Source organism: Dyella sp. RRB7 (assembly GCF_022761115.1).
In the GTDB taxonomy this organism is placed as follows: domain Bacteria; phylum Pseudomonadota; class Gammaproteobacteria; order Xanthomonadales; family Rhodanobacteraceae; genus Dyella.
This window is the reverse complement of sequence record NZ_JAKWJS010000002.1, coordinates 310,773-332,266: the sequence shown is the minus strand read 5'-3', so window position 1 is coordinate 332,266 and position 21,494 is coordinate 310,773. Positions and strand designations below refer to the sequence as shown.

Here is a 21,494-nt window from a genome sequence, read left to right as displayed (position 1 = left end):
CAATATTTCAAGATGACTGATCAGGCAAATCCCACCATCACCGACAAGGTCAACCTGCTCGATTTCGATCGGCAGGGGCTGCGTGATTTCTTTGCGCAGCTCGGCGAGAAGCCGTATCGCGCCGAGCAGGTGATGAAGTGGATCTACCACCGCCTGGAAGACAACTTCGAAAACATGACCGACGTCGGCAAGGCGCTTCGAGCCAAGCTCGAAGCGTCCTGCTATGTCGGGCCGCCGAAGACCCTGTTCGACAAGGGCGCGGCCGACGGCACCCACAAGTGGCTGCTCGGCATGGATGGCGGCAACGCCATCGAGGCGGTGTACATCCCGGAGCCGACCCGCGGCACGCTGTGCGTGTCCTCGCAGGTCGGCTGCGGCCTCAACTGCCAGTTCTGCTCCACCGCGACGCAGGGCTTCAACCGCAACCTGTCCACCGCCGAAGTCATCGGCCAGATGTGGGTGGCGGCCAAACACCTCGGCAACGTCACGCACCAGAACCGTCGCATCACCAACGTGGTGATGATGGGCATGGGCGAGCCGCTGCTGAACTTCGACAACGTCACCAAGGCAATGAGCCTGATGCGCGATGACCTGGGCTTCGGCCTGGCCTCCAAGCGCGTCACGCTGTCCACGGCCGGGCTGGTGCCGATGATCGACAAGCTGTCGGAAACCATCGATGTGTCGCTGGCCGTGTCGCTGCACGCGGCCAACGACGAGCTGCGCACCGAGCTGGTGCCGCTCAACAAGCGCTACCCGATCGCCGAGCTGATGGCTTCATGCCAACGCTGGCTGGATCGCAAGCCGCGCACCTCGATCACCTTCGAGTACACCCTGATGAAGGGTGTCAACGACCAGCCCGAGCATGCTCGCCAGTTGATCAAGCTGATGCGCCGCATGCCTACCTGCAAGGTCAACCTGATTCCGTTCAATCCTTTTCCTGGCACGCGTTTCGAGCGCTCCGACGCCGAGACCATTCGCGCCTTCCAGACCCAGTTGCTCAACGCCAACGTGCTGACCATGCTGCGCCGTACCCGCGGCGACGACATCGACGCGGCATGTGGCCAGCTCAAGGGGCAGGTATTGGATCGCACCCGTCGCCAGGCCGAATTTCGCAAGCGTCTGGACGAAGGGGCGAGTCATGCGGCTTGATCGAATCCTGCTGAGCGCGGGCCTGGCCATGCTGATGGCCGGTTGCGTCACCACCACGACCACCGACGCCGGCGGCGTGTCCACCAAGATCCCGCGCACGACCAAGGCCGAGCAGGCGCAGGACGGCGCCCGCATCCATACCGAGCTGGCCCAGCAGTACATGGCCAACGGTGACCTGCAGGATGCGCTGGTGAAGCTCAACAAGGCGTTGCAGTTCGATCCCAACTACGTGCCCGCGCACACCGTGATGGCCGTGCTGTACGAGCGCATCAACGACATGCCCAATGCCGAGCTGCACTACCGCAAGGCCGTGGAGCTGGCGCCGGGCAAGGGCGACACCAACAACAATCTCGGCTGGTTCCTGTGCCGGGAAGGCAAGGCCGCCGAGGCCATGCCGTACTTCCAGAAGGCCGTGGCCGACCCGTTCTACCAGACGCCGGCGATGGCCTGGACCAATGCCGGCACCTGCCTGTCGACCACGCGGGACTATGCCGGCGCCGAAGTGGACTTCCGCAAGGCCATCCAGATCGACCCGCAGAACGGCGAGGCGTTGTATCAGCTGGCCAATGTGCTTTATCTTCAGAACGATGCGTTCCGCGCGCGTGCTTTCATCCAGCGTTTCGATGCGCTGGGCAAGCCCACGGCGCCGGCGCTCAAGCTAGGCCACGACATTGAATCCCGGTTGGGCAACAGGGATGCTGCTCTCAACTACAGCAGGCGACTGCAAAGCCAGTTCCCGGATTCGGAGCAGGCGCGCGCCCTCGACGCAACTGCAAGCCAATGACCTCTCAGCAGTCAAATTCGGCCGACAGCGGCAACCGAGCACTCACCTTTACTGAAACACCCGACGTCACCATGGATACGGAACACTCCTCGTTGGAAGCGATCACTGGCAGTCTGGGCGGGCGCTTGCGGGCTGCGCGCGAAAAGCGCGGTATCGATATCGAAACGTGCGCCAACGCCCTGCGCCTGCCTACGCGGGTGGTTCGCCAGCTTGAAGGCAACGAATACAACGGCATCGACTACCAGGTGTACCTGGGCGGCTATCTCACCAAGTACGCACGCTATCTGGGCATCGACGAAGCCGAGGTGAAGGCCGAGCTGGAGCGCATCAAGCCCAGCCAGCCCACCCTGGTGGCTACGGGCGGCATCTCGCATTCGCGTTACCTGCTGGAAAACTACGCACGCGCCGCGACCTATGTCGTGCTGACCGCCGCCATCGTGGTGCCCACCATCTGGCTTGGCGTGCGTGGCACGCTGGATCGTGACGTAAGCCATCTCGCGCCGCTCGATGCGACCCCGGTCGCCCAGGTGGATGCTCCGGCTGGTGCAGGCAGCGCGGCGGCGCCCGCGACGGCGTCGGTCGGCACGGATGGCACCCCTGCGGTGGCCGCCGCCGCTCCGGCTGCTGCGCAGTCCGTGGCCACGCCGCCGAGTCCGGCGCAGGATCAGCAGCCGCTGATGGCGTCCATGGCGCCGTTTCCCAGTCTTGGCAACGATGCCGCGCATGCGGCGCCGGCGGCCACGGATGCCGGCACCGGCGCCCATAGCCTGGTGTTGAGCCTGGAGAGTGCCAGCTGGGTGGAAGTCACCACCAAGGATGGCGCGCGCCTCGAATACGGCTTGCTGCCCGCCGGCAGCTCCAAGACCTACCACAGCGACCAACCGCTGGAAGTGCGCATTGGCAATGCCAATGGCGCCCAGGTCACGCTGGATGGCCAGCCGATGGCGCTGGACAGCTTCCGCCGCTCCAACGTCGCCCATTTCCGCATCGAAGTGCGCGACGGCAAGGCCGCCCCGACCGGCGCCTGATCCTCACGCCGGTCCTGTGCGGTCCGGCGCAATCGGTTATGCTTGCCCATTGTCCGCTCGCCAGCGAGCGGGCAGGTCGGGCTGATTTCTTTTTCCGCATGGCAGGCACGTTCGAAAGTGCTTTCGATGTGCGGTTCCCCAAGGGTGATTGCATGGCATTTGAAGCGTACGACGATTACGAACAGAGCGAACGCGTACAGCAGTGGCTGCGGCAGAACGGCCTGTCCATCATCGTCGGCATTGCGATCGGCCTGGTCGGTATCTTCGGCTGGCAGCAGTGGAACAAGCACAAGGCCGGCCATCAGGCCGACGCCGCCAACATCTACCAGCAGATCCAGTCCGCGGTGGCCTCGGGCAAGAACGACAGCGCCGACACGCTGACCGAGCAACTGGTCAAGGATTACACCGACACGCCGTACGCGATGTTCGCCATGAGCGATCGCGCCCAGCGCCAGGCGCAGGCCAAGCAGCTGGACAAGGCGATTGAATCGCTCAGCTGGGCCGAGGCCCATGCCAGCGACGCCTCGCTGAAGTCTTTGGCCCAGCTGCGCACCGCGCAGGTGTTGCTGGCGCAGGGCAAGGCTGCCGACGCGCTCGCTGCGCTCGATCGCATGCCGCCCAATAGCTATCCGAGCGTGGCGCAGGAACTACGCGGCGATGTTCTGGTCAAGCTTGGGCGTCCAGACGATGCCCGCAAGGCGTACATAGCCGCCAAGGCGGCGCTGGGTGAGAACGCGCCTCAGAGCGTGCAGATGAAAATTGACGATCTGGCCGTGGCCGGGAAGCAGGGTGCATGAAAGCGGAAGTGATGAAACGCGGCGCGATGAAGCGCGTCTTGCTGGTTGCGCTGACCTCCCTGGTGGCCCTTGCCGGCTGCCATTCGTTCAAGAAGGAAAACGTCCAGCCGCCGACGCCGCTGGCCAAGGACTTCAAGCCGACCGTTCAGGTGACCCGCATCTGGACGAACCGGGTGGGCGAGGGCGCTGGTGACAGCGGCGTGCGCCTGCGTCCGGCCTTTGCCGATGGCGTGCTGTATGCCGCCAGCACCGATGGCAAGCTGGCGGCGTTCGATGCGGCCAGCGGCAAAACCGTCTGGACCAAGAGTTCGCGTACCCATGGCTGGTTTGGCTGGGGCGACAAGAAGCGCGCCGACGCCCTCTATGCCGGTGGCCCGATGGTGGCGGGCGACCTGCTGGTGGTGGGCACGCTCGACGGCCACATCTACGGCATCAACGCGAAGGACGGCAGCCCGCGCTGGGAGTCGGTGGTCAATTCCGAGGTGATCTCCTCGCCGGTGGTCGCCGGCAACCTGGTCATCGCCCGCACCCAGGACGGCCGCCTCTACGGTTTCGATAGCTCCAACGGCGAACGTCGCTGGGTCTACGACCAGGACGTCGTGCCGCTGCTGAGCCTGCGCGGCAATGGTCCGCTGCTGGTGGCCAACGGCGTGGTGTTCTACGGCAGCGATGCCGGCAAGCTGGTGGCCCTGCGCCTGGACAACGGCGAGAAGCTGTGGGAACAGACGCTCGCCAGCGGCGATGGCCGTACCGAAATCGACCGCCTCGCCGATGCCGATGGCGCCATCCTGCTCGATGGCACCACGCTCTACAGCGCGGCTTACCACGGCAACCTGGCTGCCATCGACGGTCCCAGCGGTCGTCCGCTGTGGGGGCGTCCGTTCTCCACCTTCACCTCGCTCGACATCAGCAACAACGCCATTTACGGCGTCAACGATGATTCGCAGGTGTGGGCGTTCGACAAGAGCGGCGGCGCCGACATGTGGAAGAACGACGCACTGAAGTACCGCTGGCTCACCGGGCCGGCGGTGCAGGGTGACTACGTCGTGGTCGGTGATGTCGAGGGCTACGTACACTGGCTGCAGACCGGCGACGGCGCGCTGGCCGGGCGCGAGCGCCTCTCCAAGAAGCCCATTCGCGCCCAGCCGCTGGTCGTGGGTGACACCGTGTACGTCGAAGACGTGAAGGGCCGCATCGGCGCTTATCGTCTCGGCGCGCGCTGATCGCGCAAAGGTTGTATTCGCTCATGCTGCCCGTCGTTGCCCTGGTCGGTCGTCCCAATGTCGGTAAATCGACCCTCTTCAACGCACTGACGCGCAGCCGTGACGCCCTGGTGGCCGATATGCCGGGCGTCACGCGAGATCGTCACTACGGCGTGTGCCGCACCGGTGCGCGCCCGTTCGTGGTGGTGGATACCGGTGGCCTGTCCGGTGTCGAGGACGGCCTGGATGCGCTGACCGCGCAGCAGGTACGCCTCGCCATCGAAGAGGCGAACGTGCTGGTGTTCGTGGTGGATGCGCGCGACGGCCTGCTGCCGCAGGATCGCACCATCCTCGACGAGCTGCGCCGCAGCGGCAAACCCATCATCACCGCCGTCAACAAGACCGACGGCCTCGATATCCAGAACGCGCTGGCCGAGTTCTCGGTGTTCGGCATCGCCGCGACGCTGCCGCTGTCGGCTGCGCACAATCGCGGTACCGAAGAGCTGGTCGGGACGATCCTGCCGCTGCTGCCCGAGGAGGTCGAGGAAGTCCTCGATGAGGGCGAGGCGGGCAGTATCCGCGTCGCCATCGTGGGCCGCCCCAACGCGGGCAAGTCCACCCTGATCAATCGCCTGCTGGGCGAGGATCGCCTGATCGTCTCCAGTGTCGCCGGCACCACGCGCGATCCCATCCGCGTGCCGCTGGAGCGTGACGGCAAGCGCTACACCCTGATCGACACCGCCGGCGTGCGCCGCAAGGCGCGCGTGGAGGAGGCGGTGGAGAAGTTCAGCGTCATCAAGACGCTGCAGTCGATGGCTGCCGCCCAGGTGGTGGTGGTGCTGATCGACGCGCGCGAGAACCTGGCCGACCAGGATCTCACCCTGATCGGCCACGCCGTGGACGAAGGCAGGGCGCTGGTGATCGCCGTCAACAAGTGGGACGGCATGGACCAGTACCAGCGCGAGCAGTGCCAGCGCGCACTCGAGCGCCGGCTGGCCTTCGTCGACTGGGCCAAGACCGTCTTTATTTCGGCGTTGCATGGCTCGGGCCTGCGCGAGCTGATGAAGGCCATCGTGCGCGCGCACCATGCCGCGACGAAGGAGCTGGGTTCCTCCGAGCTCACCAAGACGCTCGAGCGCGCCTACGAAAGCTACCAGCCGCCGCTGGTGCGTGGCCACGCGCCCAAGCTGCGTTTCGCGCATCCGGGGGGCAGCAACCCGCCGACGATCGTGATCCACGGCAGTCGCACCAAGCATATTGCCCCGGCCTATCGACGCTATCTGGAGGGCTTCTTCCGCAAGCGCTTCAAGCTGGAAGGCACGCCGGTGCGCATCGACTTCCGCGACGGCGAGAACCCGTTTGCCGGGAAGAAGAACGTGCTGACCGAGGCCCAGGTGCGCAAGCGCCAGCGCATGATCCGTGAGATGAAGAAGCGCAAGTGACGTTTGGACGGCCCGCGCACGGTGGGCCGTCGGCCGGCATAGGTTCTATGCTAGCGGTATGAGTACGCGCAACGATCGTGACACCTGGCTGGCCGAACTGGGTCGGCGCATTCCTGGCGTGACCCCGGCCGAGGCGCTGGCGCGCCAGGCGCAAGGCGCCTTGCTGATAGACGTCCGTGAAGATAACGAGCGAGCCGCGGGTACGCCGGCCGGATCGCTCGGCTTGTCGCGCGGTTTCCTTGAACTGCGCATCGAACAGGTGGAGCCCGATCGCGCGCGTCCGCTGATCGCGCTATGCGGCAGCGGCCAGCGTTCGCTGCTGGCCGCCGAGGCGTTGCTTCGGCTCGGATACCGCGACGTCAGTTCGGTGGACGGTGGCTTCAATCGCTGGAAGGTCGAAGGGTTGCCGGTCGTGGCCGGGGCGTTGGATGCGGATGCGGCGGAACGTTACGCCCGCCAGCTGCGCCTGCCCCAGGTCGGCGAGGAAGGGCAGGCCCGCTTGTCCCGCGCCAGCATCGCGTTGCTGGGTGCGGGCGGCCTGGGTGCACCCGCGGCGCTCTATCTCGCCGCGGCTGGCGTGGGCCAGCTCACCCTGATCGATGACGACAGGGTCGAACGTTCCAACCTGCATCGGCAGGTGATCCATGCCGATGCGCGGGTCGGCATGCCGAAGACCGAATCGGCGCGCATCGCGCTGGCGGCGCTCAATCCGCGCGTGCGCGTCGAGACGCGCAACGAGCGTCTGCAGGCGGACAACGTCGAACGTCTGCTCGCCGGCCACGACCTGGTGATCGACGGCGCTGATAATTTCCCGGCGCGCTATCTGGTGGCGGCGGCATCGCAGCGCCTGCGGTTGCCGATGGTCTACGGTGCGGTCGAGCGCTTTAGCGGACAGGTCAGCGTGTTCGATCCCCGGCGCGCGGATTCGCCGTGCTACCGCTGCCTGTTTCCCGAACCGCCAGCGGCGGCCGAGGCGCCCAATTGCAGCGAGGCGGGCGTGCTGGGCGTGCTGCCGGGCATCGTCGGCCTGCTGCAGGCCACCGAGGCACTCAAGCTGTTGCTGGATATTGGCGAGCCACTGGTGGGGCGCTTGCTGAGCTTCGATGCGCTCGCCATGCATTTCCGTGAGACACGGCTGCCGCGCGACCCCGCTTGTCCGGGGTGCGGTGCGGGCGCCGCATTCCACGGTTATCACGATATCCAGCAACTGTGCGCCGCCGCGGGTTGAGCGCGCTCAACCCAGATCGGCAGCGATCAGCGAGTACATGGCCGCGTCCTGCGGCTGCCCATGCAAGGTAAGGCGACTGCGCGCGATGCCCTCGAAGCGCGCGCCGGCTTTCTCGGCCACCCGGCGGCTGGGCTGGTTGTCCGCGGCGGCGACGATCTCCAGCCGTTGCAGTTCGGTCGATTGCAGTGCGTGCCGCGCCAACATGCGTACGGCCAACGGCGCCGCGCCCTGGCCTTGGCGCGATTGGCGGATCCAGTAACCGATGTTGGCCATGCGATAGGCCGGCTGCCAATGGTTGATGGAGATGCTGCCGATCAGCTCGTCATCATGCCGGTCGGCGATGACCAGGGCGCATTCGTCGCCCACGCCGCGCCAGGAGAGACGCGCCTTGGCCATCCAGCGGCGGCCGTCCTCGTGGCTGTAGTCCGGCGTGCACCAGTCCTGCCAGCGGCCGATGCTGTCCATGGATTCGTGCAGCGATGCGACCAGCGCATCCAGGTCCCGGTTGTGGAAAGGACGCAACCGCAACGGGCCTTCCTCGAGAATGGGGCCGAAGGGGGGCGCGTCGTCATCCGGAGGCAGCAGCGAATAGACCGCCGCGGCGACCACCTCCCCCTGGTGCCAGAGACGATTGGGCGAGATGCCATCCAGATGGGCGCCGGCACGCTCGGCGGTGCGTCGGCTGGCCTGGTTGTCGACGTCCGCGACGATTTCGATGCGCTGCAGCCCCAGGGTCTGGAAGCCGAACTTGGCAATGGCGGCGACAGCGGCCGAGGCCACGCCTTGGCCTTGTGCCAGCTCGCGCACCCAGTAGCCGAGGTTGGCGCTGCGATGATCCCGGTCCAGCCGGCTCAACCCGATGCCGCCCAGCAGCCGGTCCTGGGTGTCGAGGATGGCAAAGGCATACGGTTCGCCGCGTATCCAGCCTGACTGGCAGCGCTCGATCCAGGCCACGCTGTCCTCCCAGCAGTAGCCCTCGTGGCACCAGGGCAGCCACCTGCCCACCGTCGCCATCGATTCGCGAGCCGCCTCGTAAAGCGCTTCGGCATGGCCGGGCTGCCAGGGGCGCAACCGCAGGGTGGGCGCCACGAGTTCCAGTGAAGCGGGCAGGCTTTTGATGGCGACCATGCGATCCCAAGTTTGTGTGCGTGCGGGTGAGCCGGGATAATACGTCTCTTTGCAGGCAGGGCCGCTCATGACCGCACGTATCCTCGACGGTAAACGTATTGCGCAGGAACTGATGGGGCGGATCGAGCAGCGCGTCGCCGATCGCAAGGCCAGGGGGCTTGCCGAGCCCGGTCTGGCCGTGGTCCTGGTGGGCGACGACGCCGCATCTTCGGTGTACGTGCGCAACAAGCGCAAGGCCTGTCACCAGGTGGGCTTCCGCTCGTTCGATTTCGACCTGCCGTCGAGCACCACGCAGGAAGAGCTGATCGCACTGATCGATCGCCTCAATGCCGATCCGGCCGTGCATGGCATCCTGGTGCAGTCGCCGCTGCCGGATCATATCGACGAAGACGCGCTGGTCGATCGCATCGATCCCAACAAGGACGTCGATGGTTTCCAGGCGGTCAACGTGGGTCGCCTGGCATTGCGTCGCTTTGGCCTGCGCCCGTGCACGCCGCGCGGCGTGATGACCCTGCTTGGGCACACCGATCGTCCGGTTCGCGGGCAGCATGCGGTGGTGGTGGGCGTGTCCAATCATGTCGGTCGGCCGCTTGCGCTCGAGCTGTTGATCGCCGGCTGCACCACCACCTGCTGCCATCGCTTCACGCGTGACCTGGAGCAGTTCGTGCGGCAGGCCGATATCGTGATCGTGGCGGTGGGCAAGCCCGGCCTGGTCAAGGGCGAATGGATCAAGCCCGGCGCGGTGGTGGTGGATGTCGGCATCAACCGCCTGGAAGACGGCCGGCTGGTGGGCGACGTGGATTTCGACGCGGCCGCCGAGCGCGCCAGCTGGATCACGCCGGTGCCCGGCGGCGTCGGCCCGATGACGGTGGCGACGCTGCTGGAAAACACGCTGGAAGCCGCCGAGGCACGCGCACTCCCGCATCGCGGCGGCTGATGCGGCGAGGCGATCGTCGCGCCTGCGGCAACCCACCGTTCATGCAACGTGTGGCGAGCGGGTCGGCTTCCGCGTATAATTTCCTCTTTGCAGCGGGACTTTCGCATGCGCATCCTCGCCGAGGCTCTCACCTACGACGACGTTTACCTCGTTCCGGCCCATTCGGCCGTTCTGCCCCGTGACGTAGACACTTCCACGCGGCTGACCCGAAACCTGCGCCTGAACATCCCCATCGTGTCCGCCGCCATGGACACGGTCACCGAAGCCCGCCTCGCCATCACCATGGCCCAGCAGGGCGGCATCGGCATCATCCACAAGAACATGACCGCCGAGCAGCAGGCCGCCGAAGTGCGCCTGGTGAAGAAATTCGAGGCGGGCGTCATCCGCAGCCCCATCACGGTCGGCCCCAACACCTCCATCCGCGAAGTGCTGCAGCTCACCCGCGCGCACAACATCTCCGGCGTGCCGGTGGTGGATGGCGAGAAGCTGGTCGGCATCGTGACCAGCCGCGACCTGCGCTTCGAGCGCAAGCACGAGGACCCGGTGCGCAACATCATGACGCGCCAGGACAAGCTGGTGACGGTGGGCGAGGGCGCCAGCCAGGACGAAGTGCTGCAGCTGTTGCACAAGCACCGCATCGAGAAGGTGCTGGTGGTCAACAGCGATTACCAGCTGCGTGGCCTGATCACCGTCAAGGACATCCAGAAAGCCCGTGACAACCCGAACGCCGCCAAGGATCGCCACGAGCGCCTGGTGGTCGGCGCCGCGGTGGGCGTGGGCGGCGATACCGAGCAGCGCGTGGAAGCGCTGGTCGATGCCGGCGTGGACGTGCTGGTGGTGGACACCGCGCACGGCCATTCGCAGGGCGTGATCGAACGCGCCGCGTGGGTGAAGAAGCACTACCCGCAGGTGCAGGTGATCGCCGGCAACATCGTCACCGGCGAGGCGGCGCGCGCGCTGCTCGATGCCGGCGTGGACGCGGTGAAGGTGGGCGTGGGCCCGGGCTCGATCTGCACCACGCGCGTGGTCGCGGGCGTGGGCGTGCCGCAGATCACCGCCATCGACCTGGTGGCCACCGCGCTGAAGGACGAGATTCCCCTGATCGCCGATGGCGGCATCCGTTATTCGGGCGACATCCCCAAGGCGCTGGCCGCCGGTGCCTCCACCGTGATGCTCGGCTCGATGTTCGCTGGCACTGAGGAATCGCCGGGCGAGGTGGAGCTGTTCCAGGGCCGCTCGTACAAGAGCTATCGCGGCATGGGCTCGCTGGGCGCGATGGCGCTGGGTTCCAAGGACCGCTATTTCCAGGACGAGGCGGATGCCGACAAGCTGGTGCCGGAAGGTATCGAGGGTCGTGTGCCGTATCGTGGTCCGCTGAGCAACATCATCCATCAGCTGATCGGCGGCCTGCGTGCCTCGATGGGTTACCTGGGGGCGGCCACCGTCGACGACGTGCGCCACAAGGCGCAGTTCGTGAAGGTGACCAGCGCAGGTGTCACCGAAGCGCATCCGCACGACATCCAGATCACGAAGGAAGCGCCGAACTATCGGCTCAATTCGTGAGTGATACGCGCCGGCCTCAAGGCCGGCGCATCGTTTCAACGGAAGGCGACGCTCCCCGGCGTCGCCTTTGCATTCCAAGATTCACGCGCAGGGCAGGCTAGTCCCGCCGCGCATCGGAGCCGGACCGTGACCGACATCCATAGCGACAAAATCCTCATCCTCGATTTCGGCGCGCAGTACACCCAGCTGATCGCCCGCCGCGTGCGCGAGATCGGCGTGTACTGCGAAATCTGGGCATGGGACCACGACCCGGCCGAGATCGCCGCGTTTGGCGCCAAGGGCATCATCCTTTCCGGCGGTCCGGAATCGACCACGCTGCCGGGGGCGCCCGCAGCGCCGCAGCAGGTGTTCGACTCGGGCCTGCCGATTCTCGGCATCTGCTACGGCATGCAGACGCTGGCGGCCCAGCTGGGCGGCGCCACCGAAGCGGCCGATGCACGCGAGTTCGGCCATGCGGAAGTGGATATCACCGCGACGAGCCGCCTGTTCGCCGGTTTGAGCGATCACGCCGGCTCGCATCGCCTGGACGTGTGGATGAGCCATGGCGACCATGTTTCCAAGGCGCCGCCGGGCTTCGTCATCACCGGCACCACCGACCGCATCCCGGTCGCGGTGATGGAGAACGAGGACAAGCGCTGGTACGGCGTGCAATTCCATCCGGAAGTGACGCATACCAAGCAGGGCACCGCGCTGCTCAAGCGTTTCGTCACGGAAATCTGCGGCTGCCGGACGCTGTGGACCGCCGCGCACATCATCGAAGACCAGATCGAGCGCGTGCGTACCCAGGTGGGTGGCGATCACGTGCTGCTGGGCCTGTCCGGTGGCGTGGATTCGTCCGTCGTCGCCGCGCTGCTGCACCGGGCCATCGGCAAGCAGCTGACCTGCGTGTTCGTCGACACCGGCCTGCTGCGCTGGAAGGAAGGCGACCAGGTGATGGCCACCATGGCCGAGCACATGGGCGTCAAGGTGATCCGCGTGAACGCCGCCGAGCGCTACTTCAAGGCGCTGGAAGGCGTGGCCGACCCGGAGGCCAAGCGCAAGATCATCGGCCGCCTGTTCGTGGAGATCTTCGACGAAGAGTCGGCCAAGGTCACCGCGGCGGGCGACGGCCATGTGAAGTGGCTGGCGCAAGGCACCATCTATCCCGACGTGATCGAGTCGGCCGGCAGCAAGACCGGCAAGGCCCACGTCATCAAGAGCCACCACAACGTGGGCGGCCTGCCTGAGCACATGAAGCTCAAGCTGATCGAGCCGTTGCGCGAGCTGTTCAAGGACGAGGTACGCCGCATCGGCGTGGAGCTGGGCCTGCCGCGCGAGATGGTCTATCGCCATCCGTTCCCGGGCCCCGGCCTGGGCGTGCGCATCCTGGGCGAGGTGAAGCCGGAGTACGCCGAACTGCTGGCCCGCGCCGACGCCATCTTCATCGAAGAGCTGCGCGCCTGGGACCTTTACGACAAGACCAGCCAGGCCTTCGCGGTGTTCCTGCCGGTGAAGTCGGTGGGCGTGGTGGGCGATGCCCGCGCCTATGAATGGGTGATCGCGCTGCGCGCGGTAGAGACCATCGACTTCATGACCGCCCACTGGGCGCACTTGCCGTATGACTTCCTTGGCAAGGTTTCCAATCGAATTATCAATGAGTTGCGTGGTGTTTCTCGTGTCGTTTATGACATCAGTGGCAAGCCACCCGCAACCATTGAGTGGGAGTGATCCCGGCTAACTGGCGTCTGCGCCGGCTTTCCCGGGAAAGCCGGTTATGGCGTTGATTAATCGGTAACTTTTTCTCGGCCCAACTCACCTGATGAGCGACGATACGCCCCCTTCGGCCACGGCCTTTTCCGCGGACGACGAATGCTACATGCGGCGCGCGCTGCAGCTGGCCGCGCATGCGCGCGATGCCGAGAATGAAGTGCCGGTGGGCGCGGTGCTGGTGCAGGGCGATGACATCATCGGCCTGGGCTGGAACCGCAACATCACGCTCAATGATCCCAGCGCGCACGCCGAGATCATGGCCTTGCGCGCGGCTGGCGAGAAGCTCTCAAACTACCGCATGCCCGGCGCCACCTTGTATGTGACGCTGGAGCCGTGCGCGATGTGTGCGATGGCGCTGGTGCATGCGCGCATCGGCCGGGTGGTTTACGCCGCGACCGATCCCAAGACCGGCGCAGCGGGCAGTGTGTTCGATACGCTGGTGTCCGATCGCCACAATCACCGCGTGGCAGTGGAAGGTGGGCTGCTGGCCGAGGCGTCGTCGACCATGTTGCGCGACTTTTTCCGCTCGCGCCGGTGAGCAGGCTTGTCGCCTGACTTGCGCCAGTAATGGCTGAGGTGGTCGAGTCGGGCCAGCGAATGCGTGGCTTTCTCCGAGGCTTCGTAAGCCGTGCGCTTGCCCCAGCGGCGGAAGGGCTTGGCCAGTGGCGCATCGTCTTCCGCGTTGGCGACCATCGCCCATAGCTGGCGTCCCATCATGCGGTCGTGGGCCAGGCCCAGGTGGCCCTGCAGGTCGGCCAACTGTTTCAGCCACGCATTCGATACCTGCTTGGGAAAAGCGTGCCGGTACAGGTCGATGCTGTAGCGCAGCTTCTTGATGGCGCTGCGCAGGCGGTGCAGCCGCTTCTGGCTGCCATCGAGCTTGGCGACGCGCTTCTTTACCGTGCCGTAGCGCTGCTCGATGGCGGCGGCAGCGGTCTTGCGCACGCGGTTGTCGGTGGGGGGCTCAAGCGTGGCCACCCAGTGTCGCCAGGATCGCAGTGGCATGGCGAGGCTGTTCTTCTTCAGTGCGGCGACGGCCAGCTGGTGGGCTTCTTCCTGTCGGCCGGCGAGTGACTTTTGCGCGGCGCTGGCCATGGTGGCCTGGTCACCGTTTTCATCGATGAATGCAGGAAGCGTTTCCTGCGCCAGGATGTCGATATCGCGGCACTGGCCGGTGGCTTCGCGGCAGTGGCGCAGGTAATCCCGGACGTCGCGCAGGTCATCGTCATCGGAGAGTCTTGCCACATCCTTGAGCGTGGCGGTGACGCGACGCAGGTTCACGCGCCAGGCGTGCAGCAGCTTGGTGTCGTAGGGCTCTTCCAGCAATCGCTTGCGGGCGTCGGCCGCCTTGGCGAGATAGCCCTCCAGCGCTTGGCGGACGTAGTCGAACTGGGAGTGCGGGCCGCTTGAGGCTGGGGCGCGGGCTCGTGAAACACGTGACGGCATGGCTCGATGCTGCAGCCTGGCATTCATGAAGTGACACCCAGATGACCGGGATACCTACTCTGCATCAATTTATGACAATGCGCGAGCGGCTCGCCACGGGGGCTCAGGCGATAAAGGCAAGTGCCTCGGCGCAGGGCTGTTCGATCTTCAGGCTGAGCAGGGGGTCGGCCCGCGTGCGGCCCAGGTTGACTGCCGCTATCGGCTTGCCTTCGCGCGCCGCGGCGGCCACGAAGCGATAGCCCGAGAAGACCATCAGCGACGAGCCCACCACGAGTACGGCGTCCGACTCATTCAGCGATGTGACGGCAGCGTCAACCCGTTCGCGGGGTACGCTCTCGCCGAAAAACACCACGTCGGGCTTGATGATGCCGCCGCAGTGCGGGCAGGGCGGAATGTCGAAGCGGGAAAAATCCTGCCCTTCCAGATCGGCGTCGCCATCGGGTGCGTCATGCGCATCCAGCGTGGCCCAGGCGGGGTTGCGTTGCTCCAGCAGGCGCTGGAAGGTTTCGCGTGGCATGCGCTGCGCGCAGCTCATGCAGCGCACTTCGTCCAGCCGGCCGTGCAGGTCGATGACCGCCTGCTGGCCGGCCGCCTGGTGCAGGCCGTCGACGTTCTGGGTGAGCAGGGTGGCCACGCGCCCCTGCCGTTCCAGGCGAGCCAGTGCGAGATGGGTGGCATTGGGCCTGGCCCTGCCGAAGCGACGCCAGCCCACCAGGCTGCGTGCCCAGTAGCGCTGGCGCGTGCCGCGCTCGCCCATGAAGGCCTGATAGGTCACCGGCTGGGGGCGCTTCCAGCCACCTTCGGCATCCCGATAGTCGGGGATGCCGGAATCGGTGCTGCAGCCTGCGCCGGTGAGCACGAACAAACGCGGATGCGCTTCGATGAAATCGCGAAGCCGCGTCCGATCATGCTCAAGGCTTGCCAGCCGAGGCGGCAGCGGCGCGGCGTCGACGGCGGTGACGGATTCAGGCGGCAGCACGGGCCTGCAGCTCCTCGACGGCGCGGGCGATGCCGCGCGGTTCTTCCACTTGCACCACGCGCGAGGCGCTGTCGACGAAATCCGTATCCTTTTCGTGCGCCCAGGTCACGTGGTACGGCATGTACACGCCCCAACCTCCCAGCTGCACCACCGGGGCGATATCCGAACGCAGCGAATTGCCCACCATGGCGAAGTGCTGCGGGCTCACTTCGCATTCGCCGAGCACGCGGCGATAGGCGCGATCGTCTTTTTCCGAGACGATTTCGATGCGATGGAACAGGTCGGCCAGGCCGCTGCTTGCTACCTTCTGCTCCTGGTGGAACAGGTCGCCCTTGGTGATCAGCACCACGCGCTGTCGTGCCGCCACAGCCTCCACCGCGGCGCGGATGCCGGGCAGCAGCTCCACCGGGTGGGCCAGCACCTGCTTGCCGATCTCGATGATGCGATGCAGGTCGGTGGCGCTGATGCGCGATTCGGTCATCTCGATGGCCGACTCCAGCATCGACAGGGTCATGCCCTTGGCGCCATAGCCAAACAAGCGGATGTTGCGTCGCTCGGTTTCCAGCAGGCGGTCATGCAGGCGGACATTGGCGAGGTCGATATAGTTGCCGACGATCCGCTCGAATTCGCCATGCGCCGACTGGTAATAACCCTCGCTGTGCCACAGCGTGTCGTCGCCATCAAAACCCACCAGCTCAATCACGTGCCTTACCTGCATGCATGGGGGCGGCACGACGATCCGGCCGCCTGGACGGGGCATTTTCCCAGAAAAGGCGTTAAGGCGTGCGAAGCCGCGCGCTCTACAGGATCAGCTGGGCACGGACGCCCCCGCATGCGTCCAGCCGCGGCCGGCGAAATTCAGCGGTGACCAGTCAGGCCGGTGCCGTCGGTGCCGGCCCCATAGCGTTCAACGAAATACTCCATGCGGTGTTGCACGGCGATGCCGCCACCCAGCGGTGCGATGCGTTCGAGGTGAAGACGTCGAGCGCACGGCTGATGGCTTGTAGAAGTGCGCGCCTGGCATCAGCCCGCTTCCAGCAGCGCCACCGTACCCTGTCCCCCATCGGCGCAGATGCTGACGATGGCGCGCGTACCGGGCGGACGGGCAGCCAGTTCCTTTACCGTCTGGCTGAGAATGCGCGCGCCGGTGGCGCCGAACGGATGGCCGAGGGCCAGGCTGCCGCCGTTGGGGTTCATCCGGTCACGCGGGAACGTGCCCAGGTCGCGATCCACGCCGGCCTTGTGGGTGAGGAAATCGCGGCTCTGCAAGGCCGCGATATGGAACAGCACCTGCGCAGCGAATGCCTCGTGGATTTCCCACAGGCCGATATCCTGGTAGCTCAGGCCGTGACGGGCGAGCAGGCGGGGAATCGCATAGGCCGGGGCCATCAACAGGCCTTCGGTGCGGAAGTCCACCGCGGCAATTTCCCAGTCCACCAATTTCACCCGGGGCACATGGTCGGGCAGGCGTTCCAGGCCGCGCTGGGTGGCCACCCATAGGCTGGCGGCGCCATCGGTCAAGGGCGATGAGTTGCCGGCGGTCAAGGTGCCCTGGCCGCTGGTGCGGTCGAAGCTGGGTGGCAGCTTGGCCAGTTTTTCCAGCGACGTATCCGCGCGCGGGATGCTGTCGCGGCGGAAGTCGCCGACCGGAATCACCAGGTCATCGAAGAAGCCCCTGTTCCAGGCCTCCACCGCATGGCGATGGCTGTCGTAGGCGAGCAGGTCCTGATCCTCGCGCCGCAGGTGCCATTCCTTGGCCGTGATCTCGGTGTGCTCGCCCATGCTCAGCCCGGTGGTGCGATTGACGATGCCGGGGATGTACAGGCTGATGTCGCCGAGTTTCAGGCTGAGCGCATGCGACACTTTTTCGCCGACCGAGCGCGCCTTCTGGAAGCGACGGATCCAGTCGGACAGCCGCTGATTGAGGCCCAGCTGGATGCGGCTGAGGCTGTCCACACCGCCGACCAGGGCGAGCTGCGAGCTCTCATCGTCGAGCATGCCGGCCGCTTCGATCATGCCGATCATGCTGGTCGAGCACGCCATGACGGTGGAGAACGCGGGGATGGTGGCCGGCGCGCCGGCATCCATCAGCACCTCGCGGGCAAGATTGCTCCAGGTCAGGTTGGGTACCACGGTGCCCCACACCGCGAAGTCGGGCGTCTTGCCGTTGGGCAGGCTGTCGAGCATATGCCGCACCACCGGTACCGACAGCGCAATGGCGTCGTGCGAAGCCAGTGCGCCGTCCACCTTGGAGAACGGCGTACGTACGCCGGCCGCAAGCCACACCGGATGTCGATAGCGCGAATGAAGACTCATGGCAGGTTCCCGGGAAGGTGGGTGGGGCGGTTTTACTCAGGTCGTAGGCAACGTCCATGCGGCGCCTTCGGGGGCGCCGCGGCCCAGCTTGTCCGGCAGCGGATCGGTGGCGGCGACGAACTCGAGCGAGACCGAGTTGATGCAGTAGCGCTGGTGCGTCGGCGGCGGGCCGTCGTCGAAGACATGGCCCTGGTGGCTGCCGCAGCGTGCGCAGCGGATCTCGGTGCGCACCATGCCGTAGCTGGTATCGCGCACATAGGTGAGATGACGCTCGTCGAATGGCTCGGTGAAGCTGGGCCAGCCGGTGCGGCTGTCGAACTTGCTGCCGGCCAGGAACAGCGGCAGCCCGCACAGCCGGCAGGCATACACGCCGGCACGCTTTTCGGTCAGCAGCACGCCGCAGAACGGCGACTCGGTGCCGTGCTCAAGCAGCACCGCACGCTCGTCCGGCGTAAGCGCCGAGCTCAACTGGTCGAACTGCAACGGCGAGGGTGGCGAAAGATCGAACGGGGCAGAAGTGCTCACGAGCTTTCCTCATCGACAATCACGGAAGATGCGCTGGCCGGTCGAGCATGGCGGTCGCGGGCCTGGCCCGCGCGTGCCCCTTGTCGCGGTACGGAACCCACCGCATGGCTGCCGGCATCACGGACCCTTAAGGTCGTGGCGGCTTGGGCCGATTCAAGGGCGAGCCTTCTCGATGGCCGCTTCTTCCTCGATGGTGAGGATGGCCTCGGGCGTGGCTTCCAGGCGAGCCTTGGGAATGGGCTCGTCGCTTGCGTCGGAGAGGCCGTAGGTGCCTTCCTCGATTTTCTGCAGTGCGCGTTCGATATTGCCCAGGCGCCCGCTGTCCACATCGTGCTGGGCCTGGCGCACTTCCTCCAGGGCCGCATCCTGCGCCTTGTCTTCGAATTCTTCCGCCTCGTCGCCGTGCTGCTCGGTAAAAGAGCGCTGGCGGGCGTTGCTGGCCAGCTCGCCGCCCAACACTTGGCGCCGCAAGGCTTCCAGCCGCTTGCGCTGTTGTTCGATGAACTGCGGGCTCAAGGGGGCTTGCTCAGCGGGCATGGATGCTTCTCCGGCGACAGATAGAGTCCCTTAGCTATCGCACAGGGCTCGTTCTGTCGCGGTGAAGGGCAAGGCATGCGGCGCTTACCCAAACGGGTAGGCGCCGCGCGCCCCGGGTGGGTTACCAGCGATAGGCCACCTTGCCGTACACATAGGCGCCGTTGAAGCCGAACGGCGAGAACACCGAATAGGGCAGCGTGCCGCTGTTGCTGTTGGCGGCGATGACCTTGTCCGGGTAGGTATTGAGCACGTTGTCGCCACCCACGGTGAAGGTCCAGCGGTCGAGGTGGTAGCTCACCGCCAGGTCGAGGATCCACTTGGCGCCGAAAGTCTGGTCCAGCGTCGCCGTGGTGGAGTTGTAGGACACGAAGCTGCCGTAGCGGGTCAGCGTGCCGTTGAAGCTCCAGTGGTCCAGGTTGTACAGCTCGTTGAGGATCAACTTGCTGCGCGGCGTGGTGTCGGCCAGCAGGCCGTACTGGTCGCGGCGGTCGATGCGCTTGAGGTTGACGCCCAGCTCATCGAGGATCGCCGGGTTGGGCTTGATGTCGATGACCTTGTTCTTGTTGTAGTTGTAGCTCAGCGTGCTCTGCAGCGTGCCGTCGTTGCCGAAGCTGGACAGGTAGCTGGCGACCAGGTCGATGCCTTGCGTGCGAGTGTCCACCGCGTTGGTGAAGTAGTCGATGCCGCTGTAGTTGGTGTTGGTGACACCGTTGGCGGCAAGGTAGGCCTGCACCGCCGGCGAACTGGTGGCCAGGTTGCTCGACAGCGTGATGCGGTTGTCGATGGTGATCTGGTACACGTCCACGCTGAGGTTCAGCGCGTCGAGCGGGTTCCATACCGCGCCCAGCGTGTAGTTGTGCGACTTCTCCGGCTGCAGCGGCTGTGCGCCCAGCAGCTGGCCGACCTGGCTGTTCACTGGCACCAGGCCAGTGTTGTAGATGCCGGCCGGCAGGCCCAGCGAATTGCCCGCGCCGTAGTACAGCGACGAGGTATACGAATAATGCTGCTGGGCCAGCGACGGCGCGCGGAAGCCGGTGGACGCGCTGCCGCGCAGGGCGAAGCGGTCGGTGAAGTCGAAGCGACCCGCCAGCGAACCCGAGGTGGTGTTGCCGAAGTCGCTGTAGTCCTCGTGGCGCAGCGCCAGCGAGGTGGCGAAGCGGTCGGTGAGGTTGGTTTCCAGGCTCACGTATTCGGCCACGTCGTGGCGGCTGTACGAGCCGGCGTCGGTCGGCTGGAAGCCGCCGAAGCCCTGGGCGCCACCGGCCACGCCGGAGGTGCCGGTGTACCACGAGCTGGGGTCGCCGGCCGTAATGCTGTAGGTCTGGCGCAGGTATTCCGCGCCGAACGCCAGCGTCACCGGGTTCGGTAGCCAGCTGGTGCTCAGCTCCTTGGCGATGTCCACGTCGAACGACTGCTGCGCCGCGCCAAGGATGCCGTCGTGGAACTCGGTGGGGCTGTAGCCGAAGTCGTGCAGGAACGCGCGATTGACGCTGTCCTCGGTGGCGTAGGAGACGCGATTGCCGCCGTAGTTGCCGCTCACATCCCAGCGCCAGCCGCCATCGGTCTTGCCGCGCAGGCCGATCACCAGCGACTGGTCGGTGGAGTCGGCGTGCTCCAGCGGCAGATAGCCGTTGGGATAGATCGACGGCACCGAGTTGCTGTTGGCCAGGTTGCGGAAGAACGCGGGCGAGGTGGTGTCGCGGTTGCCGTAGTGGCCGAACGCATACAGCTGCACGTTCGGCGTGATGTCGAACTGCGCGTTGACGAACAGGTTGTGGTCTTTCACCGCCGGGTCGCCGAAGCGCTGGGTGACGCCTTCCCACGGGCGCGTGGTATTGGGTTCGGCCCGGTTGGTGTAGTCCTGGTTGCCGTCCTGCAGGGTGAAGCGAATCCAGCCCCTGTCGTCGCTGAGCGGAATGCCGAAGTTGGCCGAGCCCAGCCACTGGCGGCCGTCGCCGGCGGAGTACTGGCCGCCGGTCACGTCGACTTCGCCGCCCGCGGCGCCTTTCTTCAGCACGATATTGATCACGCCGGCGATGGCGTCCGAACCGTATTGCGCCGAGGCGCCGTCGCGCAGCACCTCGATGTGATCGATGGCGCCGATCGGGATGGTGTTGAGATCCACCGCCTGCGAGCCGCGGCCGAGCACCCCATTGGTCAGCAGGATCGCGCCCGGATGCCAGCGCTTGCCGTCCACCAGCACCAGCACCTGGTCCGGCGACAGGCCGCGCAATTGCGCGGGGCGTTGCGAGTCGGCGGTGTCCGAGGCGGAGGGACGCGCGAAGGTGAGCGAGGGAATGATGCGGGCGAGCGCGGTGGACAGCTCGGTGGTACCGGTCTGCTGCAGCGTCTGCGCCGAGACCACGTCGATGGGCGTCAGCGAGCTGCTTTCGGTGCGGTTGTCGGCGCGGGTGCCGGTCACGATCACCGCATCGAGTTTCTTGGCATTGTCCGTCGCGGCAGGGGGCGCGTCTTGAGCGGAGGCATCGGTAAAAACGGCCAGGACAGCAAGGGCAAGCAAGGTCGGCGCGGCTTTGAAGCCGAGGTGGTTCTTAAGCATGTTTTGTGTGTTCCCCAGAGAAGTGTCGCAGTGCAGCAAATTCAGGCTAACCGTGGGCAAGTCATGGAGTCAACGGATGTATGGACGTCCAAATTTGTCCAATGAGGATTGGTTTTAGGCTCAT

General features: G+C 66.0%; 19 protein-coding genes. 11 read left to right on the top strand and 8 right to left on the bottom strand.

Going from position 1 to position 21,494, the window contains the following annotated elements; genetic code table 11:
* Positions 1-12 precede the first annotated feature (12 nt).
* The 7 genes from rlmN (at position 13) to moeB (ending at position 7,630) form a co-directional block, all read left to right on the top strand.
* Positions 13-1,149 (top strand): 23S rRNA (adenine(2503)-C(2))-methyltransferase RlmN, encoded by a 1,137-nt coding sequence (rlmN, locus tag MJ606_RS07740; protein ID WP_243048911.1) that lies wholly within the window; start codon positions 13-15, stop codon positions 1,147-1,149.
* Complete coding sequence (gene pilW / locus MJ606_RS07735; RefSeq protein ID WP_243048910.1) at positions 1,139-1,933, top strand: type IV pilus biogenesis/stability protein PilW; 795 nt, start codon at positions 1,139-1,141, stop codon at positions 1,931-1,933. Before rlmN ends, pilW begins: the two co-directional genes overlap by 11 nt.
* A gap of 71 nt (positions 1,934-2,004) precedes the next feature.
* Positions 2,005-2,961, top strand: coding sequence for a helix-turn-helix domain-containing protein (locus tag MJ606_RS07730; RefSeq protein WP_243048909.1), 957 nt, complete (start codon positions 2,005-2,007; stop codon positions 2,959-2,961).
* Between the two features lie 152 nt (positions 2,962-3,113).
* A complete protein-coding gene (locus MJ606_RS07725; RefSeq protein ID WP_243048908.1) occupies positions 3,114-3,758 on the top strand; it encodes a tetratricopeptide repeat protein in 645 nt (214 codons plus the stop codon).
* 26 nt (positions 3,759-3,784) lie between these two features.
* A complete protein-coding gene (gene bamB / locus MJ606_RS07720) occupies positions 3,785-4,981 on the top strand; it encodes an outer membrane protein assembly factor BamB (RefSeq protein ID WP_243048907.1) in 1,197 nt (398 codons plus the stop codon).
* Between the two features lie 23 nt (positions 4,982-5,004).
* The gene (gene der, locus MJ606_RS07715; protein ID WP_243048906.1) at positions 5,005-6,402 is read left to right on the top strand and encodes a ribosome biogenesis GTPase Der; all 1,398 of its coding nucleotides are present in this window, start codon (positions 5,005-5,007) and stop codon (positions 6,400-6,402) included.
* A 58-nt stretch (positions 6,403-6,460) separates the two neighbouring features.
* A complete protein-coding gene (gene moeB / locus MJ606_RS07710) occupies positions 6,461-7,630 on the top strand; it encodes a molybdopterin-synthase adenylyltransferase MoeB (RefSeq protein ID WP_243048905.1) in 1,170 nt (389 codons plus the stop codon).
* 6 nt (positions 7,631-7,636) lie between these two features.
* On the opposite strand, the gene MJ606_RS07705 is transcribed toward moeB, so the two are convergent.
* Complete coding sequence (locus MJ606_RS07705; RefSeq protein WP_243048904.1) at positions 7,637-8,758, bottom strand: GNAT family N-acetyltransferase; 1,122 nt, start codon at positions 8,756-8,758, stop codon at positions 7,637-7,639.
* Between the two features lie 67 nt (positions 8,759-8,825).
* Between MJ606_RS07705 and folD the strand changes: the two genes are divergently transcribed.
* The 4 genes from folD to tadA all read left to right on the top strand — a co-directional run bounded on the left by folD (position 8,826) and on the right by tadA (position 13,545).
* Positions 8,826-9,695: a bifunctional methylenetetrahydrofolate dehydrogenase/methenyltetrahydrofolate cyclohydrolase FolD gene (gene folD, locus MJ606_RS07700; RefSeq protein WP_243048903.1), complete on the top strand. Its 870-nt coding sequence runs from the start codon at positions 8,826-8,828 to the stop codon at positions 9,693-9,695.
* A gap of 105 nt (positions 9,696-9,800) precedes the next feature.
* Positions 9,801-11,258: an IMP dehydrogenase gene (guaB, locus tag MJ606_RS07695; RefSeq protein WP_243048902.1), complete on the top strand. Its 1,458-nt coding sequence runs from the start codon at positions 9,801-9,803 to the stop codon at positions 11,256-11,258.
* 126 nt (positions 11,259-11,384) lie between these two features.
* Entirely contained in the window at positions 11,385-12,965 is a 1,581-nt protein-coding gene (guaA, locus tag MJ606_RS07690) for a glutamine-hydrolyzing GMP synthase (RefSeq protein WP_243048901.1), read from the top strand.
* Positions 12,966-13,056: 91 nt separating this feature from the next.
* Positions 13,057-13,545, top strand: a complete 489-nt coding sequence (gene tadA / locus MJ606_RS07685; RefSeq protein WP_243048900.1) for a tRNA adenosine(34) deaminase TadA — start codon at positions 13,057-13,059, stop codon at positions 13,543-13,545.
* Here tadA and MJ606_RS07680 read toward each other — a convergent pair.
* The 7 genes from MJ606_RS07680 to MJ606_RS07650 all read right to left on the bottom strand — a co-directional run bounded on the left by MJ606_RS07680 (position 13,464) and on the right by MJ606_RS07650 (position 21,370).
* Positions 13,464-14,453: a CHAD domain-containing protein gene (locus tag MJ606_RS07680; RefSeq protein WP_243048899.1), complete on the bottom strand. Its 990-nt coding sequence runs from the start codon at positions 14,451-14,453 to the stop codon at positions 13,464-13,466. The two genes, tadA and MJ606_RS07680, sit on opposite strands and share 82 nt — an antisense overlap.
* 103 nt (positions 14,454-14,556) lie before the next feature.
* Entirely contained in the window at positions 14,557-15,378 is an 822-nt protein-coding gene (locus MJ606_RS07675; RefSeq protein WP_243049192.1) for an NAD-dependent protein deacetylase, read from the bottom strand.
* A 40-nt stretch (positions 15,379-15,418) separates the two neighbouring features.
* Positions 15,419-16,135 carry an HAD family hydrolase gene (locus tag MJ606_RS07670; RefSeq protein ID WP_243048898.1) on the bottom strand — a complete coding sequence of 239 codons (717 nt, stop codon included), beginning with the start codon at positions 16,133-16,135 and terminating at the stop codon, positions 15,419-15,421.
* A gap of 320 nt (positions 16,136-16,455) precedes the next feature.
* On the bottom strand, positions 16,456-17,748 hold the full coding sequence (locus MJ606_RS07665; RefSeq protein ID WP_243048897.1) for an acetyl-CoA C-acyltransferase: 1,293 nt from the start codon (positions 17,746-17,748) through the stop codon (positions 16,456-16,458).
* Positions 17,749-17,784: 36 nt separating this feature from the next.
* A complete protein-coding gene (gene msrB, locus MJ606_RS07660) occupies positions 17,785-18,273 on the bottom strand; it encodes a peptide-methionine (R)-S-oxide reductase MsrB (RefSeq protein ID WP_243048896.1) in 489 nt (162 codons plus the stop codon).
* A gap of 153 nt (positions 18,274-18,426) precedes the next feature.
* The gene (locus tag MJ606_RS07655; protein WP_243048895.1) at positions 18,427-18,810 is read right to left on the bottom strand and encodes a TraR/DksA family transcriptional regulator; all 384 of its coding nucleotides are present in this window, start codon (positions 18,808-18,810) and stop codon (positions 18,427-18,429) included.
* Positions 18,811-18,931: 121 nt separating this feature from the next.
* On the bottom strand, positions 18,932-21,370 hold the full coding sequence (locus MJ606_RS07650; protein WP_243048894.1) for a TonB-dependent receptor: 2,439 nt from the start codon (positions 21,368-21,370) through the stop codon (positions 18,932-18,934).
* Positions 21,371-21,494: the final 124 nt, after the last annotated feature.

What these genes read in the sequence shown, in the direction of transcription:
- tadA (WP_243048900.1), top strand. Translation starts at nt 13,057, where the DNA reads ATGAGCGACGATACGCCCCCTTCGGCCACGGCCTTTTCCGCGGACGAC.
- MJ606_RS07665 (WP_243048897.1), bottom strand. Translation starts at nt 17,748, where the DNA reads ATGAGTCTTCATTCGCGCTATCGACATCCGGTGTGGCTTGCGGCCGGC.
- MJ606_RS07725 (WP_243048908.1), top strand. Translation starts at nt 3,114, where the DNA reads ATGGCATTTGAAGCGTACGACGATTACGAACAGAGCGAACGCGTACAG.
- MJ606_RS07655 (WP_243048895.1), bottom strand. Translation starts at nt 18,810, where the DNA reads ATGCCCGCTGAGCAAGCCCCCTTGAGCCCGCAGTTCATCGAACAACAG.
- folD (WP_243048903.1), top strand. Translation starts at nt 8,826, where the DNA reads ATGACCGCACGTATCCTCGACGGTAAACGTATTGCGCAGGAACTGATG.
- pilW (WP_243048910.1), top strand. Translation starts at nt 1,139, where the DNA reads ATGCGGCTTGATCGAATCCTGCTGAGCGCGGGCCTGGCCATGCTGATG.
- moeB (WP_243048905.1), top strand. Translation starts at nt 6,461, where the DNA reads ATGAGTACGCGCAACGATCGTGACACCTGGCTGGCCGAACTGGGTCGG.
- MJ606_RS07650 (WP_243048894.1), bottom strand. Translation starts at nt 21,370, where the DNA reads ATGCTTAAGAACCACCTCGGCTTCAAAGCCGCGCCGACCTTGCTTGCC.
- rlmN (WP_243048911.1), top strand. Translation starts at nt 13, where the DNA reads ATGACTGATCAGGCAAATCCCACCATCACCGACAAGGTCAACCTGCTC.
- MJ606_RS07680 (WP_243048899.1), bottom strand. Translation starts at nt 14,453, where the DNA reads ATGCCGTCACGTGTTTCACGAGCCCGCGCCCCAGCCTCAAGCGGCCCG.
- MJ606_RS07705 (WP_243048904.1), bottom strand. Translation starts at nt 8,758, where the DNA reads ATGGTCGCCATCAAAAGCCTGCCCGCTTCACTGGAACTCGTGGCGCCC.
- MJ606_RS07730 (WP_243048909.1), top strand. Translation starts at nt 2,005, where the DNA reads ATGGATACGGAACACTCCTCGTTGGAAGCGATCACTGGCAGTCTGGGC.
- bamB (WP_243048907.1), top strand. Translation starts at nt 3,785, where the DNA reads ATGAAGCGCGTCTTGCTGGTTGCGCTGACCTCCCTGGTGGCCCTTGCC.
- guaB (WP_243048902.1), top strand. Translation starts at nt 9,801, where the DNA reads ATGCGCATCCTCGCCGAGGCTCTCACCTACGACGACGTTTACCTCGTT.
- der (WP_243048906.1), top strand. Translation starts at nt 5,005, where the DNA reads ATGCTGCCCGTCGTTGCCCTGGTCGGTCGTCCCAATGTCGGTAAATCG.